At 63.9% G+C, this 18,515-nt stretch carries 12 protein-coding genes; 6 read left to right on the forward strand and 6 right to left on the reverse strand.

Annotated features, from left to right (window positions below; translation table 11 throughout):
- Window positions 1-14 precede the first annotated feature (14 nt).
- The 4 genes from E0486_RS09660 to E0486_RS09675 all read right to left on the reverse strand — a co-directional run bounded on the left by E0486_RS09660 (window position 15) and on the right by E0486_RS09675 (window position 10,863).
- Window positions 15-1,391, reverse strand: a complete 1,377-nt coding sequence (locus E0486_RS09660; protein ID WP_131851959.1) for a DUF7477 domain-containing protein — start codon at window positions 1,389-1,391, stop codon at window positions 15-17.
- Between the two features lie 79 nt (window positions 1,392-1,470).
- Window positions 1,471-4,131: a sensor histidine kinase gene (locus E0486_RS09665; protein WP_131851960.1), complete on the reverse strand. Its 2,661-nt coding sequence runs from the start codon at window positions 4,129-4,131 to the stop codon at window positions 1,471-1,473.
- A gap of 256 nt (window positions 4,132-4,387) precedes the next feature.
- Window positions 4,388-8,959: a CHAT domain-containing protein gene (locus E0486_RS09670; RefSeq protein WP_131851961.1), complete on the reverse strand. Its 4,572-nt coding sequence runs from the start codon at window positions 8,957-8,959 to the stop codon at window positions 4,388-4,390.
- Between the two features lie 77 nt (window positions 8,960-9,036).
- Window positions 9,037-10,863, reverse strand: coding sequence for a sensor histidine kinase (locus E0486_RS09675; protein WP_131851962.1), 1,827 nt, complete (start codon window positions 10,861-10,863; stop codon window positions 9,037-9,039).
- A gap of 236 nt (window positions 10,864-11,099) precedes the next feature.
- On the opposite strand from E0486_RS09675, the gene E0486_RS09680 reads away from it, so the two are divergent.
- Genes E0486_RS09680 through E0486_RS09705 form a run of 6 tightly spaced genes read left to right on the forward strand, consistent with a single transcriptional unit; the run spans window position 11,100 to window position 15,834 of the window.
- Window positions 11,100-11,966 (forward strand): STAS domain-containing protein, encoded by an 867-nt coding sequence (locus E0486_RS09680; protein WP_131851963.1) that lies wholly within the window; start codon window positions 11,100-11,102, stop codon window positions 11,964-11,966.
- A 4-nt stretch (window positions 11,967-11,970) separates the two neighbouring features.
- Window positions 11,971-12,372 (forward strand): STAS domain-containing protein, encoded by a 402-nt coding sequence (locus E0486_RS09685; RefSeq protein WP_131851964.1) that lies wholly within the window; start codon window positions 11,971-11,973, stop codon window positions 12,370-12,372.
- 7 nt (window positions 12,373-12,379) lie between these two features.
- Complete coding sequence (locus tag E0486_RS09690; protein ID WP_243697413.1) at window positions 12,380-12,766, forward strand: anti-sigma regulatory factor; 387 nt, start codon at window positions 12,380-12,382, stop codon at window positions 12,764-12,766.
- Window positions 12,759-13,772 (forward strand): SpoIIE family protein phosphatase, encoded by a 1,014-nt coding sequence (locus tag E0486_RS09695; protein ID WP_131851966.1) that lies wholly within the window; start codon window positions 12,759-12,761, stop codon window positions 13,770-13,772. The genes E0486_RS09690 and E0486_RS09695 overlap by 8 nt, the downstream gene beginning before the upstream one ends.
- A 2-nt stretch (window positions 13,773-13,774) precedes the next feature.
- A complete protein-coding gene (locus E0486_RS09700) occupies window positions 13,775-15,412 on the forward strand; it encodes a sensor histidine kinase (RefSeq protein WP_131851967.1) in 1,638 nt (545 codons plus the stop codon).
- A gap of 11 nt (window positions 15,413-15,423) precedes the next feature.
- Complete coding sequence (locus tag E0486_RS09705) at window positions 15,424-15,834, forward strand: response regulator (RefSeq protein WP_131851968.1); 411 nt, start codon at window positions 15,424-15,426, stop codon at window positions 15,832-15,834.
- 956 nt (window positions 15,835-16,790) lie between these two features.
- Here E0486_RS09705 and E0486_RS18840 read toward each other — a convergent pair.
- Window positions 16,791-16,955 (reverse strand): DUF1737 domain-containing protein, encoded by a 165-nt coding sequence (locus E0486_RS18840; protein ID WP_165917271.1) that lies wholly within the window; start codon window positions 16,953-16,955, stop codon window positions 16,791-16,793.
- A gap of 791 nt (window positions 16,956-17,746) precedes the next feature.
- Window positions 17,747-18,505, reverse strand: a complete 759-nt coding sequence (locus E0486_RS09715) for a hypothetical protein (protein WP_131851970.1) — start codon at window positions 18,503-18,505, stop codon at window positions 17,747-17,749.
- Between the last annotated feature and the right edge of the window lie 10 nt (window positions 18,506-18,515).

Raw genomic sequence — 18,515 nt, forward strand, 5'->3', positions numbered from 1 at the left:
AACGATTCCTATTCTCATTTGTCCATCACCACCGCCCAGTGCTTGCCGTCGAAGGCGGCGCTGCGCAGCAGGAATCCTTCGCCTTCGTTTTTAAGCAGCACGTCGAGCGGGAAGGAGTCGCTGCGGTTCCAGCGTTGGCGCACCGAGGTGCTGCCGCGGTATTTCGTCATCACCAGGATCCATTCGTTGTTGAGGAACTTGAGCACGTTGATGCGGTAGCCTTCGTCCCAGAGCGTGCGGATCTTCTCTTCCGGGAACTCGGTGCTGCTGTGGTACTGCTGGTCTTCATAGCCGATGGAGGCCTTGTCGTTGAACAGCAGCACGTACTCGCCGTCGCCGTAGGTGACCTCGCTGATGTAGTAGCCTTCGTTCCAGGCCTGGCGGATCTCGTCGGCGGGCCAGTAGCTGCGGCGGCGCCAGCGCTGGTCGGGGTTGCCGGTCTGCTCGCTCATGACGAGCACCCACTGGTTATTGTAGAAGTCGAGGCGCGTTACGTTGCGGCCCTGTTGCCAGAGGCTGCGGATTTCGTCGGCGGGAAAGGCATTGCGCAGGCGGAGGGCCTGGTTCTTCGTATCGCGGCTGCGCTTGAGGAAGGCATACCAGCGGCCGTCGGCCCACACGGCGTCGCTCAATTGGTAGCCGGCTTGCCAGGCGGGGCCCAGCGTTGGAAAGTCGGCGCTGCTGATGATGTTGTGGCGATCCAGCTCGCTGTGCACCGCGGGTGCTTCGCTGTTGGCGGGGCGGGTGGCCGGCAGTGCCGGGGCGGCGGGTGTGGAGGCGGGCGTTTCCACGCCAGCGGCGCGGTCGTAGCCGGCTTTGATGGCCGCCAGGCGACGCCAGCGCGCGGGGTGGTCGCTGCGGGTTTCGTCTTCGGGCTCGGGCAGGGCCTGCATCGCGGCCTGTGCTTCGGCGAGCGTGGCCCCGAGCTTCTGGAGCACGAAGCCCGAAAACTCGTCGGCCTCCAGCTCCTGGCGGCGGCGCTGGGTGAGCGATCCGCCACCGGCGGTGGTGTGGCCCTGCAGGTGGTGCCCTACCTCGTGGGCCAGGATGGCGGTATGGCTCCAGCCGGTCTGCGCGCGGTTGGCGATCGCGTTCATAAAGTTGCGGTCGTAAACGATGTAGCGGAAGCCGTCGTCGAGGGTGACGGCGGCGCAGTTCTCGATGTTGTCGCAGGGCACCAGCACGAAGTTGGGTGCGAGGCCGATGGGCCGCAGGATGTTGCGGATGGCGTCGGCGGCATCGGCGGCCGGCGTAGAGCTGAACGAGCGCATCCGCATGCACAGCGCGTCGGCGCGGGCGTCGGTGCCATAGAAGCAGGCGAAGCGGAAGGACTGCGCGCCGGCGAGCACCGGGAGCAGCAGGACGAGGAAGGGAAGGAAAAACTTTTTCATACTACCAGGGTTTGATTCCACCAAGGTAGCCGGGCACGCAGGCCCCTTCCTATACTCAAAAAGCGGTATTTATCCTTCCTTACGACTCGGCGCGCACCTTTAGCGGGATGCTCACGCGGAGCGTGCAGCCGGTGCCGGGGGCGGTTTCAAGGTCCATCTCGCCGTTGTGCAGCTGCACGCGGCTGCGGATGTTGCGGAGGCCGATACCGTCTTTGCGTTGGGCCGGGTCAAAGCCGATGCCGTCGTCGCACACTTCTAGTTGCACGTCTTCGTTTCCGACGGCCAGGCGGATGTGGATGCTGGAGGCCTGTGCGTATTTCTGGCTGTTGTGCACGCTTTCCTGGGCGATGCGGAACAGCATCAGCGCCAGCCCGTCGTCGACGGTGGCGGGGTCGCCTTCCAGTTCCAGCGAGCAGCCGGCGCCGCCGGCGAGGGTTTCCTTGTCGGCGAGCTCGGCGAGGGCGCCTTCGAGGCCGATCTCGCTCAGCGCCGGCGGCACCAGCGAGTGCGAGAGGTTGCGGATCTCGTCGATGGCCATCGCCAGCTGGTTGTAGGTGCGTTCGAGCAGCTGCTCGCGCATGCGCTCTTCGCGCAGCGCCATCTCGGTCATCAGCTTGCAGGAGGCGAGGATCTGGTTGATGTTGTCGTGGAGCTCGCGGCCCAGCATCGAGCGCTCCTGCTCCTGCGAGCGGATCGTGACCTCGGTGATGTGCCGCTGGTAGCGCAGCTGCTTTTGCAGCATTTCTTCTTCGAGCTGGCGCAGGTGCGTGATGTCCTGCATCGAGCCGATCATCCGCAGGGGCTTGCCCGATTCGTCGTGCAGCGTGTAGCCGCGGTCGAGGATGTAGGCCCAGCTGTTGTCGGCGCGGCGAAAGCGGTAGCGGCCTTCCCAGTTGGGGCGTCCTTCGCGGATGGCTTTCTGCACGTTGGCGATCACGGCCTCGCGCTCCTCGGGGTGCAGGCGGTCTTCCCAGGCGTGTATGTCGCGGGCGGCTTCGGGAGGATAACCGAAAAGGTGCTGAAAGTTTTCGTTGAACCAGTTTTCGTTGGTCACCAGGTTCCAGTCCCACACCACGTCGGAGGTGGCCTTGGCCACGAGGTCGTAGCGGTCGATGCTGTGGCGCAGCTCGTCGGCCTGGATCTTCAGCTGGCGGTTGAGCGTTTTGAGCTCGAGTTCTTTGAGTAGTTGCTCGGTCACGTCGCGGGTAACGCCGGTGAGGAGGATGGGCGCGCCCTGTTCGTCGCGCGTCATGCGCACGCGGGCTTCGGCGTAGATGTAGGTGCCGTCTTTTTTGCGCATGCGGTGCACCGGGAAGGTGGTGAAGCTTTCCTGCGAATGGTAGAAGGTTTCGTTGGCCTGCCGCATGATCTCGGCGTCGTCGGGGTGCACGAGGGTGCTGAAGAAGTCTTCGCCCACGCGGATCTCATCGCGCCCATAGCCCATATGCGTATGAAAGCGGTCGCTGCTGTGGATGACGCCGGTGCGGAGGTCGGCTTCCCAGATCATATCGAAGGAGGCTTCCGCGGCCCGCTCGAAGCGCTTGCGGCTTTCTTCCAGGCTTTGCTCGAGGGCGTGGCGCCAGGTGATGTCGCGTGCCGAGCCGATGCGTTTGATGAGTTGGCCCTGGGCGTTGAGCACCAGCAAGGCCTTTATTTCGGTATAGACGATCTCGCCGTTCTTTTTCAGCAGGCGCAGTACGGGCACGTGCACGTGCGCCTGGCCCTTATCGAGGGCTTGCCGGGTCGCGGCCTCATAGAGGGCGCGATCGTCGGGGTGAATCAGGCGGTTGGCTTTCCCGGCCACCGACAGCTCGCCGGCGGCGAACCCGTATACGGAGGTGATGATGTGGTTGTGAATGAGCTTGCCGGTCTGGAAGTCGGCTTCGAACACGAGGTCGGTGGAAGCGTGGGCGGCCAGCTCGTAGCGGCGGTGGCTTTCGCGGAGCTTGCGCTCCATCAGGTATTGCTGCGTCACGTCGCGGGTGACGCCGGTGAGCAGGTAGGGCTTGCCGTGCCCGTTGCGCGATACGATCGCCTGGGCTTCTACGTAGATGTATTCGCCGTTGCTTTTGCGCAGCCGGTGAATGGGGTAAAACAGGTTCGTGCGCTCCGATTTGAGGAAGGCATTGACTTTCTTGCGGAGGTCGGCCGACTCGTCGGGGTGAAGGATGTACTGGCTGAAGCTGGCGGCGTCGATCTCGGTTTCGGTGTACCCCAGCTGGATGCAGTATTGGTCGCTGAGGGAGATGCGGCCCGTGCGGAGGTCGTGCTCCCAGATCATGTCGTAGGAGGCGTTCGCGGCGCGGCGGAAGCGCTCGTTGCTTTCGCGGAGGGCGGTTTCGGCGGCCACCTGCCCGGTGATGTCGCGCGAATGCACCAGCACGCCTTCGATGGCGCCCTGGCGAAGAAAGGGGCGCATCAGGTTGCGGTATACGCGCTCCCGCCCATTTTCGAGGCGGTGGCTGCGCTGGATCTCGCGGGTCTGGCCGCTGAGCACTTGCGCAAACAGGTGGCGGAGCGCACCCACGTCGGCGGGGCGTACGAGGTCGAGGAGGTAGCCACCCACTACCAGTTCGTTGCCGTGCAGTTCCCGGAAGGCATCGGCGGCCGCCGGGTTGAAGGCGGCGAAGCGCAGGTCGCGGTCCACAATGGCGATCGACTCATCGAGGCTGAACAGCAGGTCGTCCAGGGAAAATCCGGGCCCGCTTTGTTGTTGGTATGGAGTGTCAGACGTGTTCATGGGACGCACAGCTGGTGTAGAAAGATCCGTTTTGCCCGCACCTGTTCCGTTTGCGGGCGTACCGAATATACGGTACCCGGACCGATTGGCGAAACCGCTTTCGGCAAATTGGCGCCCCCGGGCGGCGAAAGCGAGAAAGGACCCCGCAATGCTGCAGGGCAGGCTGCTGATCCTGCAAGCGGGTTGCGCGGACCGGTTATGATTCGTAATGATTTGCAACCGCGCATCGCGTATTCACGATGTACGATTCACGCGCTCATTCCCCCAGCAGGAGGAAGGCCGCCCATTTGTGCGGATCGTGGTATTTGTCTTTCAGCTGCTGCTGTGCGACGCGGAAGGCTTCGTAGGGCCGCCGGCCGGCTGCGAGGCCGCTGTAAAAGGCGGTCATGAGTTCGGCGGTTTCGGCATCGGGCACCTCCCAGAGCGAGATGATCATGTCGGGCACGCCGGCCATGCGGAAGGCGCGCTGCAGGCCGTATACGCCCTGGGTGTTGTTGATGTCGCCCAGCGCGGTCTGGCAGGCAGACAGCACCACGAGCTGCACCTCTGAGAAGTCAAGGCCGGCGATCTCCTGGGCGGTGAGGATGCCGTCTTCGGTACCGGGGGGCGCGCTGCTGTTCCAGTAGCGGTTGACACCGGAGAGCACGAGCCCGCTGCGGAGCAGGGGCTGGTCGCTTTGACGGAAGCGCTCGCCGGTAGACTGCGGCGCTTCTTTGCCGCCTTGTTGTTGCGGGAAATAAAATCCGTGCGTGGCGATGTGCAGCACGCCGGGTGCGGCATTGCCCGATTGCCGCTTGAAATTGCCTTCAGAAGCGGCAGTGCCGACAAACAGCCGGCTGCGGCCCGCCAGCAGGCTGTCGATGCGGAGCACTTCGCGGCGGGTGCCTTCGAGGTAGCGAAAGCGCGCATCGCCCGCCGCGCGGCTCGCCTTGCCGGGGAGGTAGCGGGCCGTCGCCTCCGTGCTGTCGGGTCCCGGCGCCCCGCCTGCCGTGCTGCTGCTGTCGTACAGCGCCCCGCCGAAGAGGCTGACGCGGTTGAAGGCGTCGCCCGTAGGACTTCGGGATTCGAGGTCGCGGATGTTGAGGATCGTGTGCAGTTCGTAGCGGTCGATGAGGAAGGAGTCGCGCGGGCCGATGAGGGCGCTGAAGGAGAGCTTGTTGAGCAGGCCGCCGGGGAGCAGGTACACGCGTTTGGCACCCTGCAGGTACGGTTCGAGGGGTTGCCACACCAGTTGGTAGAGCCGCTTTTGCAGGCTGTCCATGTTGATGCTGTCGGCGCGGTTGCGTACGCCGATGCCGCGGTCGCCCTTGTTGTAGTAAAAGCGGAGCGCCTGCTGCAGCGGCGCCTGCTCGAATACGTTGAGAAACTGCGGGGCGCTGCTGCCGGGGCGAAGGATGAAGGCGCCGTAGAAGACGCTGTCGGTAGCGCCGCGTTCCGGCGTATACCAGCGGTAGGGCACCCAGTTGACCAGTACTTCGCCTGGCTGCAGGCTGCGCGCCACGCGGGTGGTGCTGATGGTATCCTGTTGAAAAACTTTCGCAAAGGAGGGTGCGGCCTGGAGCAGGGTTTTCTGTGCATCGTCGGTGGCCTGCTCGAGCGAGTCGAGAAGGGCTACGTCGCCGCCCTGTTGCAGGGCGATGGTCAATTCTTCGGAGCGTGTGCGCCACTCCTGGTACCTGCGCAGCACGCTGCTGTCCCTTTGCCGGAGTGCCCAGCCGGAGAGCAGCGATTGCCCCTGCAATACGAGCCCGTTGTAACCGGCGATGGTGTGGAACAGCGTATTGCGGAACTCGCTATCGCCGGGAAACCATTGTTGCTGCGCCGACAGGGCGATCTCCTGTGGACCGCTAAATTCGGCGAGCATCTTTTCCTGCTCGCGGGCGCTGAAGGAGCCAAGCTGGCGGCGCAGGTAGGCGTACCACTGGCGTAGCCCTTGCAACAGGTAGCCGCGGGCTTCTTCTTGCCGCCCCGAACGGAAATGCAGGTAGGCGAGGCTGTTGATGCCGTCGATGTAACCGCGCGCGTTGATGCCGATCACTTTTTTCCGGATGGCTTGTAGTTCTTTCTGGACCCGGATGGCTTCGGGAAAGTTTTTTTCGTCGCGAAACAGGTTGATCTGGTGGCTCAGGCACACCGTGTAGTCCTGGCTTTCCTTCCCGGTTCGGTTTAGGATGATGGCCGATGCCCGGGTGAATGCTTCACGGGCTTTGGAGTACTGGCCCTGCCGGCGGTACAGGTCGCCGAGCCCGTTGAGCACATGGGCGAGGCGTTTCGATTCCCGTTGCGCTGTAAGGATGCGCACCGCCTCTTCGTACGCCGCGAGTGCTTCGCCGTATTTGCGGCGGTATTTTAACTGGGCGGCCAGGTCCGACAGGTAGCCGGCGTATTTGGGATCCCCTTTGCCTTTGATCCGCAGCACGATGGCCAGTGCCTCGCGGATGCACTGCTCGGCCTTCTTCAGGTCGCCCATTTGGTCGTAAGCACTACCCAGGTTGTTGAGGGTAGTGGCATAGTCGATCACTTTTCCAAAAAGGCGCAGGGTAATGGCCAGCGACTCTTCATACAGGGGAATGGCGCGTGCAAATTCGCCCATCGCGCTGTAGGTGTTTGCGAGGTCATCGGTGAGAACGCTAACGTCTTCGCTCCCGGGTTTCGTTTTGCGGAAGATCTGCAGGGCCGCCTGGTAAAAGTGGCGTGCGTCGAGCAGCCGCCCCTGGCCATAGTAAGCCGCGCCCACAGCCTTCAGGGCCAGCGCATATTCCCCGGAGCTGCTACCCTTCCAGTCGGCAACGACGTTGGCCCGTTCCAGCGCCAGCGCGATCATCTCGGTATAGCGTCCCAGGCTGCCATACAGTTCCAGCAGCTCGTCGCAGGCGTCGGCATACGACTCGCTGCGCACGCCTTCGCCGCGCTTCCAGAGGGCCAGTGCTTCCCGGTACAGCGGCAGCGCCTGCTCCAGCGAATCCATCTCCTGGTAGCAGTAGGCCAGGTTGCGGAACTCCTGCGCGCACTCGGGATTGCTGCGCCCGGAGGTGCGGATGCGCAGGGCCAGCACCTGGCTGTAGAGGGGCAGCGCCTGGCCGTAATCCTCCTCCTTGTCGTACAGCACCGCCAGGCTGTTCAACCACGACAGGTAATTTTCCGATAACGTGTCTTCCACCATGCGGCACAAGACGATCAGCTTTTTGTAGGTGTCGATGGCCTGGCTGTTGTCCTCCAGTGCTTCGTAGGTTTCCGCCAGCCCGACCACTGCTTTCCGGTAGCCCGGGTGGCGTTCGCCGAACAGTTCCCGGCGTCCTGCTGCGAGCTCCCGGTAGAGGGGCAGCGCCCGCGCCGGCTGCCCGGTTTTGTTGAAATAAGCCGCCAGGTTGTACAGGCTGACGAGGTAGTTGGCGTTTTTTCGCCCATAGATCGCTTCGTCTATTTGCAGGGATTGCCGGTACAGTGCCTCTGCTTTTCCGCGTAAGCGTTTTTGGTCGGCGTACACATTGGCCAGGTCGTTGAGGGTAGCCGCATAGTCGGGGTGCTGGCGTCCATATACCTGTTCGCCCAGCCGCAGGGCCTCCTGGTAGCAGCGGGCGGCTTCCGCGTACCGGTACTGGTCGTAGTAGAAGGCGCCGAGGGCACGCAGCTTCCGGATATACCCGATGCTAAGGGTGCCGGCAGACTGCCGGTAGATGTCTGCAACCTGCCGGAGATAGGCGCGTGCCGCCGCGGTATTGCGGCCCGTCTTACGCAAAAAGCCCGCATAGCCGGCCAAGGCATCGGCATACGCCGTGCCTGTACCGGCCTTCCGCTCCGTCAGGCGGATCCATTCGCGGTAGATGGCATCGGCCGAGTCGGGGCGTCCCCCATCGGCAAAACAGTCGGCGAGGTCGGCCAGGACGTTGCGATAGGCCGCCTCATTCGCCGCCGTGGCGGCGATCAGCGAGCGGGCTTGCCGGTAGCACTGCAGGGCGCTGTCGTAGCGGGCGCGGCGCTGGTACAGGCGGCCGACGCGGATCAGCACGTCGGGGTAATTGTTGCCGGAGGGATCAAGTTCCTGCAGGGTGCTTGTGTAGAGTGCTTCGGCGCGTTCGGGCGCTCCCTGGTCGAGGTAGATACCGGCCAGCTGGCCGAGGGCGAGCGGGTAATAGGGGTGGCCATTGCCCTGCACCCGGCGGCGGATGGCAAGCGCTTCCTCCAGCAGCAGGATGGCCGTATCGAGCCGGCCGGTGCTCCGGTAGGCGGAGGCCAGGTTGGCGAGGGAGGTGGCGTAATCGGGGTGCTCTTTGCCGGACAAGGAATCTTTCACCTGCAACGAACGGCGCAGCAGGCCGATGGCGGCTGCCGGGTTGCCCAGCGCATCCTGCACCAGCGCCCAGTCGTTGAGCAACGAGGAATACGTAGAGTCGTGGGGCCAGGGGTAGGCCGCGGCCAGGCGGTAGTAGCGATCGGCCCGCCGGTAGTCGGATTTGCTGTAGCAGAAAAGGGCGTAGTGGTAGTGGCCGGCGGCTGCCGTTGGGCCGCCCCTGGCAACCGACAGGGCGAGCTCGTCGTGGTAGAGCGGCGCGGCCTTCCGGAAGCGCTCCAGCTTGCGGTATACTTCTGCAGCGGTATACAGGCTTTTGCGGTAGTTGCTGTCGTTGCGCGCAAACCGGCGCGCCAACAGAAGTACCGTGTCGGCGTAAGGGGCCGCCTTGTTGTAGTCGCCGCGCTCCAGCAGCGCATGGGTGCTGTCGCGGGCCGACTGCCAGCGGCTGCGCCAGGCTGCCGGCTCCTGTGCCCGGAGGCGCTGCGCCCCGGTCAACAGGCCTAAGAGAAGCAGTATGCGCAATGGTCGACGCATGGCCGTGCAGTTTTAGCAGTCTACTAATATACGAAACGGACCCTCCAGGGAAAGCCCCTGGAAGCCGCGTTCTTTCTCTATTGCGGCAGGCGCACGGTGAGGGCGCAGCCTCTTCCCGGCGCGCTTTCCACCTGCACCGTGCCGCCGAGGCCTTCGGCGCGGCTGCGGATGTTGCTGAGGCCGGTGCCGGGATAGTGTGCCGAGGGGGTGAAGCCACGGCCGTTGTCGCGCACGGTCAGGCGAAGGCCCTCGTTGCTGCGGGTAAAGGCGATGTGCACTTCGCTGGCGCCGGCGTGCTTGAGCACGTTGGTGAGCTGCTCCTGCAGGATGCGGTAGAGGGCGATGTGGGCCTCGCGCGGGCAGTCGTAGTCGGCGATGGCGCACGTGTCGAGCGACACCCGCAGCTTGTTGGTGGCACTGATGGCGTCGGCGAGCTCGCGCACCGACTCGTGCAGCCGGATCTTGCCCAGCGAGGGGGCCGACAGGCGTTTGGAGATGGAGCGGATCTCGTTGATCGATTCCTGCAGCAGGTGCATCGATTTGCGGGCGAGCTCCGCGCGGTCGCCAAAGCCGGAGAGCGCGAGCTCCTGGTACAGCTTCACGGTGGTCAGCACCTGGTTGACGTTGTCGTGCAGTTCCTGGCTCATGTCGGAGCGCTCTTTTTCCTGGGCGGCGATGACGGCGGCGGTCATCTGCTGGCGTTGTTGTTCGAGCTGCTGTTCCAGGCGTTTGCGCTCGGTGATGTCTTTGCGGATGGAGAAGTATTCGAGCACGTTGCCGTCGGTGTCGAGCACGGGCTGGATGGAGATGAGCGACCAGAAGGGCGCGCCGTCCTTGCGGTAGTTGAGCGCCTCGAGGGTGAAGGGTTTTTTACGTCGGTATTCGGCGTCCACGCGCTCCAGGAGGGCCGGGTCGAGGCCGGGGCCTTCGAGCACGGCGGCGGGGCGGCGGCCGAGCATGTCGTCGAGGCTGTAGCCGGTGAGGCGGGTAAAGGCGGCGTTGACCCAGGTGGTTTCCTTTTGTGCGTTGGTGACCACGATGGCGTCTTCGGTTTGTTCGGTAATGAGGGAGAGCTTGCGCAGCTCGGTCTCGCGCAGCTTGCGATCGCTGATGTCTTCGATGCGGCCCACCATGCGGGTGGCCTTGCCGGCCTGGTCGCGGAGGATGTGGCCGCGCTCCTGCACGAAGCTCCAGGAGCCGTCGGGGCGGCGCAGCTGGTATTCCGCTTCCCAGTAGCCGGCGGCGGGGTTGCCGAGGGTGGCGTCGAGGCTGGCGAGAAGGGCCGCGGACTCCGCCGGGTGGAGGGCGGCGATCCACTGCTCCATTTGCAGTTCCGCTTCCTGGTAGCCGAAGATGGCATAGAGGCCTTCGCCCCAATGGAGCTTGTGGCTGGAGAGGTCCCAGTCGTAGATGGCGTCGGTGCGGGCAGCGAGGCGGAAGCGTTCGTTGGAACGGCGCAGCTCTTCTTCGATCTCCTGCTGGCGGAGGAGGAGGGCTTCCTGCTGCAGCAGCACGAGGGAGCGGAAGGCGTTGCGGTCGCCGGCGGGGCGGCCGATGGCGTAGAGGGTGCCCGAAGCATCGCGGCGTACCGACCACAGCACCGGCGCAAAGGAGCCGTCGGCGCAGCGCTGGCGCGCTTCGAAGCTGGTGCCGGGGGCGCCGCCCTGCAGGCTGTCGACGGCCCTGCGGGCCGCGGTGGCATCGGCGGCGTGAACGCCGTCGAAGAGGTGGCGTCCGAGGAGGTCTTCGGGCGCATAGCCCCAGAGCGCGCGGCAGGCGGCGCTGACGGCCGTAAAGCGGTACCCGGGGTCGAGCACGCACAGGGCGTCGGGGGAAGCATCGAAAAGCTGGCGCAGCTCCGCCGGGGTCGGGTAGGCGGGCGCGGTGCGGGTAGGGCCGGTCATGATTTGTTTCGGGGAGGATGAAGGTACGCCGTCCGGGCTTCGGCTGCGCTCAGCCTGACAAAAAGCTATCCCAATTTCACCAACTACTTGATGATACCCATGCCCTCCTGTCACCCTGAGCCCGTCCGACCCGGCCGGGCGGACGCAGCCGAAGGGGACAGGGGTCGTACCCCCTCCGGTAATATTCCCGCCCGGGCAGCGGAATCCGGTTACCTTCAGCGCCAAACAACGCCTCTATGAAGCCCGATATCGCCAAGTTGCTGCAAAAGAAAAGGAAGCAAATTTTCGAAACCTGGATCAACAGCCAGCTCGCCGACGTCTCCCTCCGGGAAGACCTGATGAGCAACGAGGACCTGCGCGAGCAGTCCACCGAGCTGCTCGACACCCTGCTCAACACGCTCAGCGACCGCAACCTCACCCAGGCCGACTCCTCCGACTTCGAGCCGGTGCACGAGATCCTCGCCGGTATCTCGGTGTCGCGCGCACGCCAGGGCTTTACGCCCCGCGAAACGGGCGTGTTCGTATTCAGCCTGAAAGAGGCCCTGCTCAGCACGCTGCAAACCGAGTTCAAAGATCAGCCGGAGGTGCTCGTAGACGCGCTGATGAAGGTGAACCGCCTCATGGACGCCTTCGGCGTGGTGACCTTCGAAACCTTTATCAAGGGCCGCGAGGAGGTGATCCTGCGCCAGACCGACGAGATCTCCGAGATCTCGACACCCGTCATCCGCCTGTGGGACGGCATCCTGGCCCTCCCCATCATCGGCACCCTCGACAGCGCCCGCACGCAGGTGGTGATGGAAAGCCTGCTGCAGCAGATTGTAGACACGTCCAGCACCATCGCCATCCTCGACATCTCGGGCGTGCCCGCGGTCGACTCGCTGGTGGCGCAACACCTGATCAAGACCGTGTCGGCCACGCGCCTCATGGGCGCCGAATGCATCATCAGCGGCATCCGCCCCGAGATCGCCCAAACGATCGTGCACCTCGGCATCGACCTGTCGAACATCGTTACGAAAGCCACGCTTGCCTCCGCGCTGAAGTACGCCTTCGCGCTGCTCAAGCTCGACGTGAAACGCATTCAGAAAGAAAAGCCCGCCCTGTAACCCTATGGACCGCATTCCTATTCTCCGCATGGGCAATTTCCTGCTCGTGACCATCCAGATCGACCTCTACGACCGGCTGGCGACGAACCTCGAATCGGACCTCGTGCAAATGGTAAACAAAACGGGCGCGCGCGGCGTGCTCATCGATATTTCGGCGCTCTCGATCGTTGACTCGTTCATGGGCCGCATTCTCGGAAACATCGGCTCCATGTCGAAGATCATGGACGCGGAAACGGTGGTGGTGGGCATGCAGCCCGCCGTGGCCATCACGCTGATCGAGCTCGGACTGGAGCTGCGCGGCGTGCACACCGCGCTCAATGTAGAAAAAGGTATGGAGCTCCTGCAGGAAAAGATCGGCACAGACTTGGACGCAGAAAGCGACGACGATGAAACTGGTTCTGAATAAGGATTCCATGAAGATCGAAAAGGAGCAGGACGTCGTGCCCTTTCGCAACCGCGTGAAGGAGTTCGCCGTCAAGATCGGCATGGGCCTGGTGAACCAGACAAAGCTCATCACCGCTGCTTCCGAGCTGGTGCGCAACATGCTCAAGTACGGCGGCGGCGGCCTCGCCGTCATCGAGGTGATCAGCGAAGGCCGCGACACCGGCATCCGCCTCCTGTTCCAGGACAAGGGCCCCGGCATCCCCGATGTGGCCCTGGCCATGAAAGACGGGTATACCACCGGCAAAAGCCTCGGCCTCGGCCTCCCCGGCACCAAGCGCCTCGTCAACGAATTCATCATCAAGAGCACGGTCGGTGAAGGCACCACTGTGACCATCGTTAAGTGGAAAAATGGATGACCTGTGCCACGCGGCCCTTCGCGCCGACGACCGCTCGTACTTCTCGCTGCTGAAGAAGGAAGTACACACCCGCGCCCTCGCCGCGGGCTTCAGTGAGCGCCGTACCGGCGAAGTAGACATCGTGGTGGCCGAGTTGCTCAGCAACCTCGCCAAGCACGCCGACGGCGGCCAGCTGCTGGTGAAAACCATCCACGACGGCAACCGGCCCGGCATTGAGCTCATTGCCGTGGACAACGGCCCCGGCATGGCCGACGTGGGGCGCATGATGGCCGACGGCATGTCGACCAAGAACACCCTCGGCCACGGCCTCGGCTCCATGAAGCGCCTCTCCGACCTGCTGCAGGTGTATTCGCAGAAAGACTGGGGCACCCTGACGCTGGCGCGCCTCTTCGACGAAAAGCCGACCACCCTTCCCGCGCAGCCCGTAGAAATACGGGCGCTGGTGCTGCCCAAGCCCGGCGAAACGGAATGCGGCGACGGCTTTTTCTGCCGCCAGGACGAAGACTTCATCCGCCTCTTTCTCGGCGACGGCCTCGGCCACGGCCCCGAGGCCGCCGCGGCGGTGCAGGCCGCCGGCGCCGCCTTCCTGGACTGCGCCAGCAACGACCCCGTAGCGATCATCCGCCACCTCCATACCGAGGTGCGCAAAACCCGCGGTCTCGTGGGCACGGCAGCGCTCTTTGACCGGCGGAAGAAAACATGGCAGCTGTGCGGCGTGGGCAACATCGCCACGCGCCTGCTCAGCGGCGGCGTGAGCAAGAACTATATGTCGTACAACGGCATCATCGGCCACAACCTCCCGCGCACGCTCAACGCCCACGCGGTGCCCGGCGAAAAAGGACAGCACCTCGTGCTGTGCAGCGACGGCATCCGCAGCCGCTGGGACCTCCTGCGCCACCCCACGCTGCTGCGCTACGACGGCTCGCTGCTGGCGGCCGCCCTTTATAAAGACTATGGACGCATGACCGACGACATGTCGGTGCTGTGTTGCCGACTAAACTCCTGACCATGCACGAACTGGCACGCGTACGCCTCGAAAACGAGATGGATCTCATCCTGGCCCACCGGAGGGCGATGAAGCTGGCCGAGCTGGCCGGCCTCAGCCTCTCGGCACAAACCACCTTTGCCACGGCCGTATCGGAAGTGGTGCGCGACAGCTGCGAAAGCGGCCGCTGCGGCACCCTCACGCTCGGCGTGGAAACCGGCAGCCGCCACGAGCGCGCCATCGTGGCCACGCTGCAGCAGGAAGACGCCTGGGAATCCCTGCAGGCCGGCCTCGCCAATGCCCGCCGCCTCGTGAGCCGCGTGGACGCACAGCGCCGCGGCGCCGACAGCCGCGTGGACCTCTTTTACAGCATCGCCCCCGCCTACCGCATCGACCTGGGCAAGATCGACGAGTGGCGCCAGACCTTCCGCAACGAGCCGCCCGTGTCGCCCTACGACGAGCTGAAGCGCCGCAACGAGCAGCTGCAGGAACTGTCGGACCGCGTGCAGAAAAGCGAAACCCAGTACAAGACCCTCACCAACGCGCTGCCCCTCATCATCTTTTCGCTCAACGCCGACGGCGAGCTGCTGTACGCCAACCAGTGGCTGCACACCTACACCGGCCGCGACGCCGAAAGCCTCAACCGGAGCCGCTGGGCCGACACCGTGCACCCCGACGACTACCCCGTGCTGAGCGGCCTGCTGCACGGCGGCCTGCATACCGAACAGCCCGCCACCGTGCGCCTGGAGTTGCGCCTGCGCCAGGACGGCACCGGCGCCTGGCTGTGGCACCAGGTAACGCTGACGCCCTTTCCCGGCGAGGCGGCCGACACGCGCCACTGGATCGGCTACATGGCCGACATCAACGCCCAGAAGATCGTGGAGGAAACCCTCAAAGACAACATCGAGCTCAAAAAAGCGCAGGAGCGCCTCAGCGAGCAGCAGGCGGCGCTGGAGCAGACCATCCGCGAGCTGAACCGCAGCAACCACGAGCTGCAGCAGTTTGCCTACGTGGCCTCGCACGACCTGCAGGAGCCCGTGCGCAAAATGATGTACTACAGCGACTACCTCATTGACCAATACGGCCCGCAACTGGCCGGCCGCGGCCGCGACTACCTCAAAAGCATGCAGTCGGCCGCCCACCGCATGCGCTCCCTCATCCACGACATCCTGGCCCTCTCGCAGATCGGCGCCGACAGCGGCGACTTTGTGCCCGTAGACCTCAACGCCGTAGCCGCCGACGCCCTGCAGGACCTCGAGATCGCCATCCAGGAAAAGGACGCCGACGTGCAGGTGGGGCCCCTCCCCACGCTGCCCGCCGACGCGGCGATGATGCGGCAGCTGTTTGTAAACCTGGTGGGCAACGCCCTCAAGTACGCCCAGCCGGGGCGGCGCCCGGTGATCCGCGTGGAGCAGGTGTTCTCCACCGAGGGCGACGTACGCCTGCGCTTTGCCGACAACGGCATCGGCTTCGACGAGAAGTACCTGCCGCGCCTCTTCGGTCTTTTTCAGCGCCTGCAGCATGAGAAACACTACGAGGGCACGGGCATCGGCCTGGCCATCTGCAAAAAGATCATGGACGTGCACGGCGGCCGCATCTGGGCCGAGGGCCGCGCCGGCGAAGGCGCTACCTTCTACGTTTCCTTTCCCGCAACGGCGTAAATTCGCTCCCGATGGCTCAATGGAAGATCCTGCTGGCTGACGACGACCCCGAAGACCGCGGCATTTTGGCCGACAGCTTCGAGCAACTGGGTGCGCGCGGCCTGCTGGATTTTGCCGTAGACGGCGAAGACGCCCTGCGGCGCCTGGAGACCGGCTGGGCCGAGGGGCACCTGCCCTGCCTGGTGGTGCTCGACCTCAACATGCCCCGCCTCAACGGCGGCCAGACCCTGGCGGCCCTCAAGCGTGACGAGCGCTTCCGCCACCTGCCGGTGGTGATCTACAGCACCTCCATCAACCCGCTGGAACGCGAAAAATGCCTGCAGCTGGGGGCGCACTCCTACCGCGTAAAGCCCGTGACGTACAAGGAAACGCTCGACGTAGCGAAAGGGTTCCTGTCGTTTTGCGAGGGCGCAGAGCGGTAGCACGCGGAAAACGCAGAAAACGCTGAAAGAGGTTCCTGTGGGGCAGTACTACGGATACGCAGCTGTTTCCTGTGCTGCATTCCTTTGGTGGAAGTTGCGCTAGAAAAAAGGAAACAGCCTGCAGTCTGACGTTTCCGGTAAAAGCGCGGAAAGAGGCCTATAGGTGGGCGCACTCCATACATGGGAAAATTCCATACACATACGGCCTCCTTGGCTTTCTCTTTCCGCGTATTTAACGGGAGCCGCCATAGAAAGCGGGTCTCATTTTTAGAAGGCGGTGGGGTTACGTTCGCAGGCGGGATACGTTTGTAAAGGAGGCCTTTTCGTGCTGGGGTCCCGGCTGCATTAGAGTCACGTTTAAGAGCAAGGCCTGTGCGCGATGAGGTCCCGGCTGCATTGGAGTTGCGTTCAGGAGCGAAGCCTGTTTGCGTTGAGTTCCTGTTCGAGTTGAGTTCCCGTTCGCAAGCGAACGGGATGACGATGCTTTGCGCTGCGCGCATTGGCCCCATACGGGCTGCTTCGTAAACAAATACATTCGGGTGATGGGGGCCCAGGGGCTTGGGGAGGGCCTGATGAAGTTGGCGGCCTGCGGGCAAAGCAGGCGGGGCCCCATCGGCCTGTTGCCCCCGGCCACACGAATGTTGCTATGGGGTTTACGGGATGACGGTGCGCGGACCGTCATCCCGTTCGCTTGCGAACGGGACCTCGTTGGCGAACGGACCTACCAAGAGGTGCATCCAGCCAAGTGCAGAAGAGAAACGCAGAAACACTCCTACAGGCCTTCTCCTTCCGCGTATTTACACGAAGCTGCCCACAGAAAGCTGTTTCCGGGTTTTTGCAAACACCGCAGCCCACACGTGTTCAAGCGACGTACGGCCGCGATGGTCGTAAGGAAGCCACCACCCTAATAAGTTTCCGCGTTTTCCGCGTTTTCCGCGTGCCCAAACCCGTGGGGATCAGTTCCCCACCATCGCCTGAGCGTACCGCACCTTGCCTTCCTGCACATACACGGCAACGCCGCCGGTGACCTGCCAGTTTTCGAGCATGGCCGTGTGGACGTCGTTGACCAGCTTTTGGAGGTCGGCGCCGTAGATGACGCGGTAGTTTTTGGGAGGCGCCACCGCGGCAGACGCATCTCCCGACCCATCCCCCGACCCCTTCCCAAGGGGAAGGGGAGCAGACCCATCCTCCCGACCTCCTTCCCTAAGGGAAGGAGGGGTAGACCTCACCCCCGACCCCTCTCCAGAGGAGAGGGGAGTAGCGGCGGCTGTCTTATCGTGTGCGTTTGTAAAGGGCGACCAGAAGAGTAAGGCGCCGAGGAGGGCGGCGGCGGGAAGAAGCCATACTTTTTGTTTCATATCATTTGTGTTAAGGGTGCTTAAAGCTAGGGAGAGAACAAGAGAAAGAGAACGAGAGAATGAGAGAAAGAGAGAACGAGAGAACGGGAGAACGGGAGAACGAGAGGAGGGGAGCGGGGTGGAGGGGGGAAAGAGGGCGGGATTTGGATAACTGGTTGGTTTACAGGGGCGAGGGTATGGGCCAGCAGGGGCGTGCGTACGGGTGGGGTGGAAGCTGCGGGTGGGAGAGGTGGCACGTGCGCATGGCCGGGGAGGGTTGTGCAGGTGCGCGGGTAGTACCGTGCCGGTGCGGCGGCAGGTACGCGCGGGCGGGGCAGCTGCTCCGTGCATAGGGGACAGCAGGATGGCGCCGCTGGGCGGGGTGAATGCTGCGGCCGAGCCGGGTGCGGTATGCATATGGCCGGGATGGCTGCTGTTGCCGGCCCGGGTGCCTGCTGCGGTGGGTACGGCCCTGTGCCGCGGTTGTTTCGGGCGGAACAAAAGGTCGCTTGCGGGGAGCACACAAAAAGTCCCGGCACGGGCCGGGACGAAAAGGGTGCACGGGACGGGTAAAATCAGGCTTCGGCCAGGCGTTCGTTGCGCAGGGTCCGTACGCTGAGGCCGTTGAGGCGTTTGCGCTCCGCCGAGTCGGCACCGAAAGCCGATACGTAGTAGGCGCGGATGGCTTCCATGCGGGCTACCAGGCCGGTTTCGGCGTGGTATAACAAACGATCACGCTCCACCAGTGCGCCGCTATATACGGCAGCGGTTTCCTGGACTTTCAGATTGCTGTTATGGAGCTTCTCCGAGCGGCTTTCGATGGCCGGAAGGTTCACGTCGTCTTCGTTGGGCGTGTAAAAGGTGTGGTGGTGCCGGCACAGCTCCACCAGCTTGCGGAAGTTGGCTTCGCGGCCGTCATAGGATTTTTGCGATACCGAGATCTGGTTCTGGATGTCGCCGGCAGGTGCGTCAGAGGACGCCGGCTCGGGCTTTCCTACCCGTTCGCCGCGTAGCTTGCCCACGTATGCGCGGGCCGTATCCACCGCGTGGGCAGGGGCGCCGCAGGCCTCCAGCGTGTTCACAATACGGGTGCCGTACTTTTCAATGCCTTCGAAGGCATCCTGGCGCGTGCTGGTGGCCGTTTCGAAGTCGAGTTCGCCTCCGTGTACGCGCGTCAGCACGGCATCGCAGCCGTCGCAGTAGGCCAGCAGCTCGTCGTTCCGGATAAAAGACTTTACCGGTTTGTAGCGGTCGGCGCCGAGACTGAGGTTGATCGTGCGGGCGTTGCGCACGGCAGCGATGTTGCGGCTGTGGGAATTTTCGTGTTGGGACATTCTTTGACAG

The sequence above is a fragment of the Flaviaesturariibacter aridisoli genome (genome assembly GCF_004343705.1).
GTDB lineage: Bacteria > Bacteroidota > Bacteroidia > Chitinophagales > Chitinophagaceae > Flavisolibacter > Flavisolibacter aridisoli.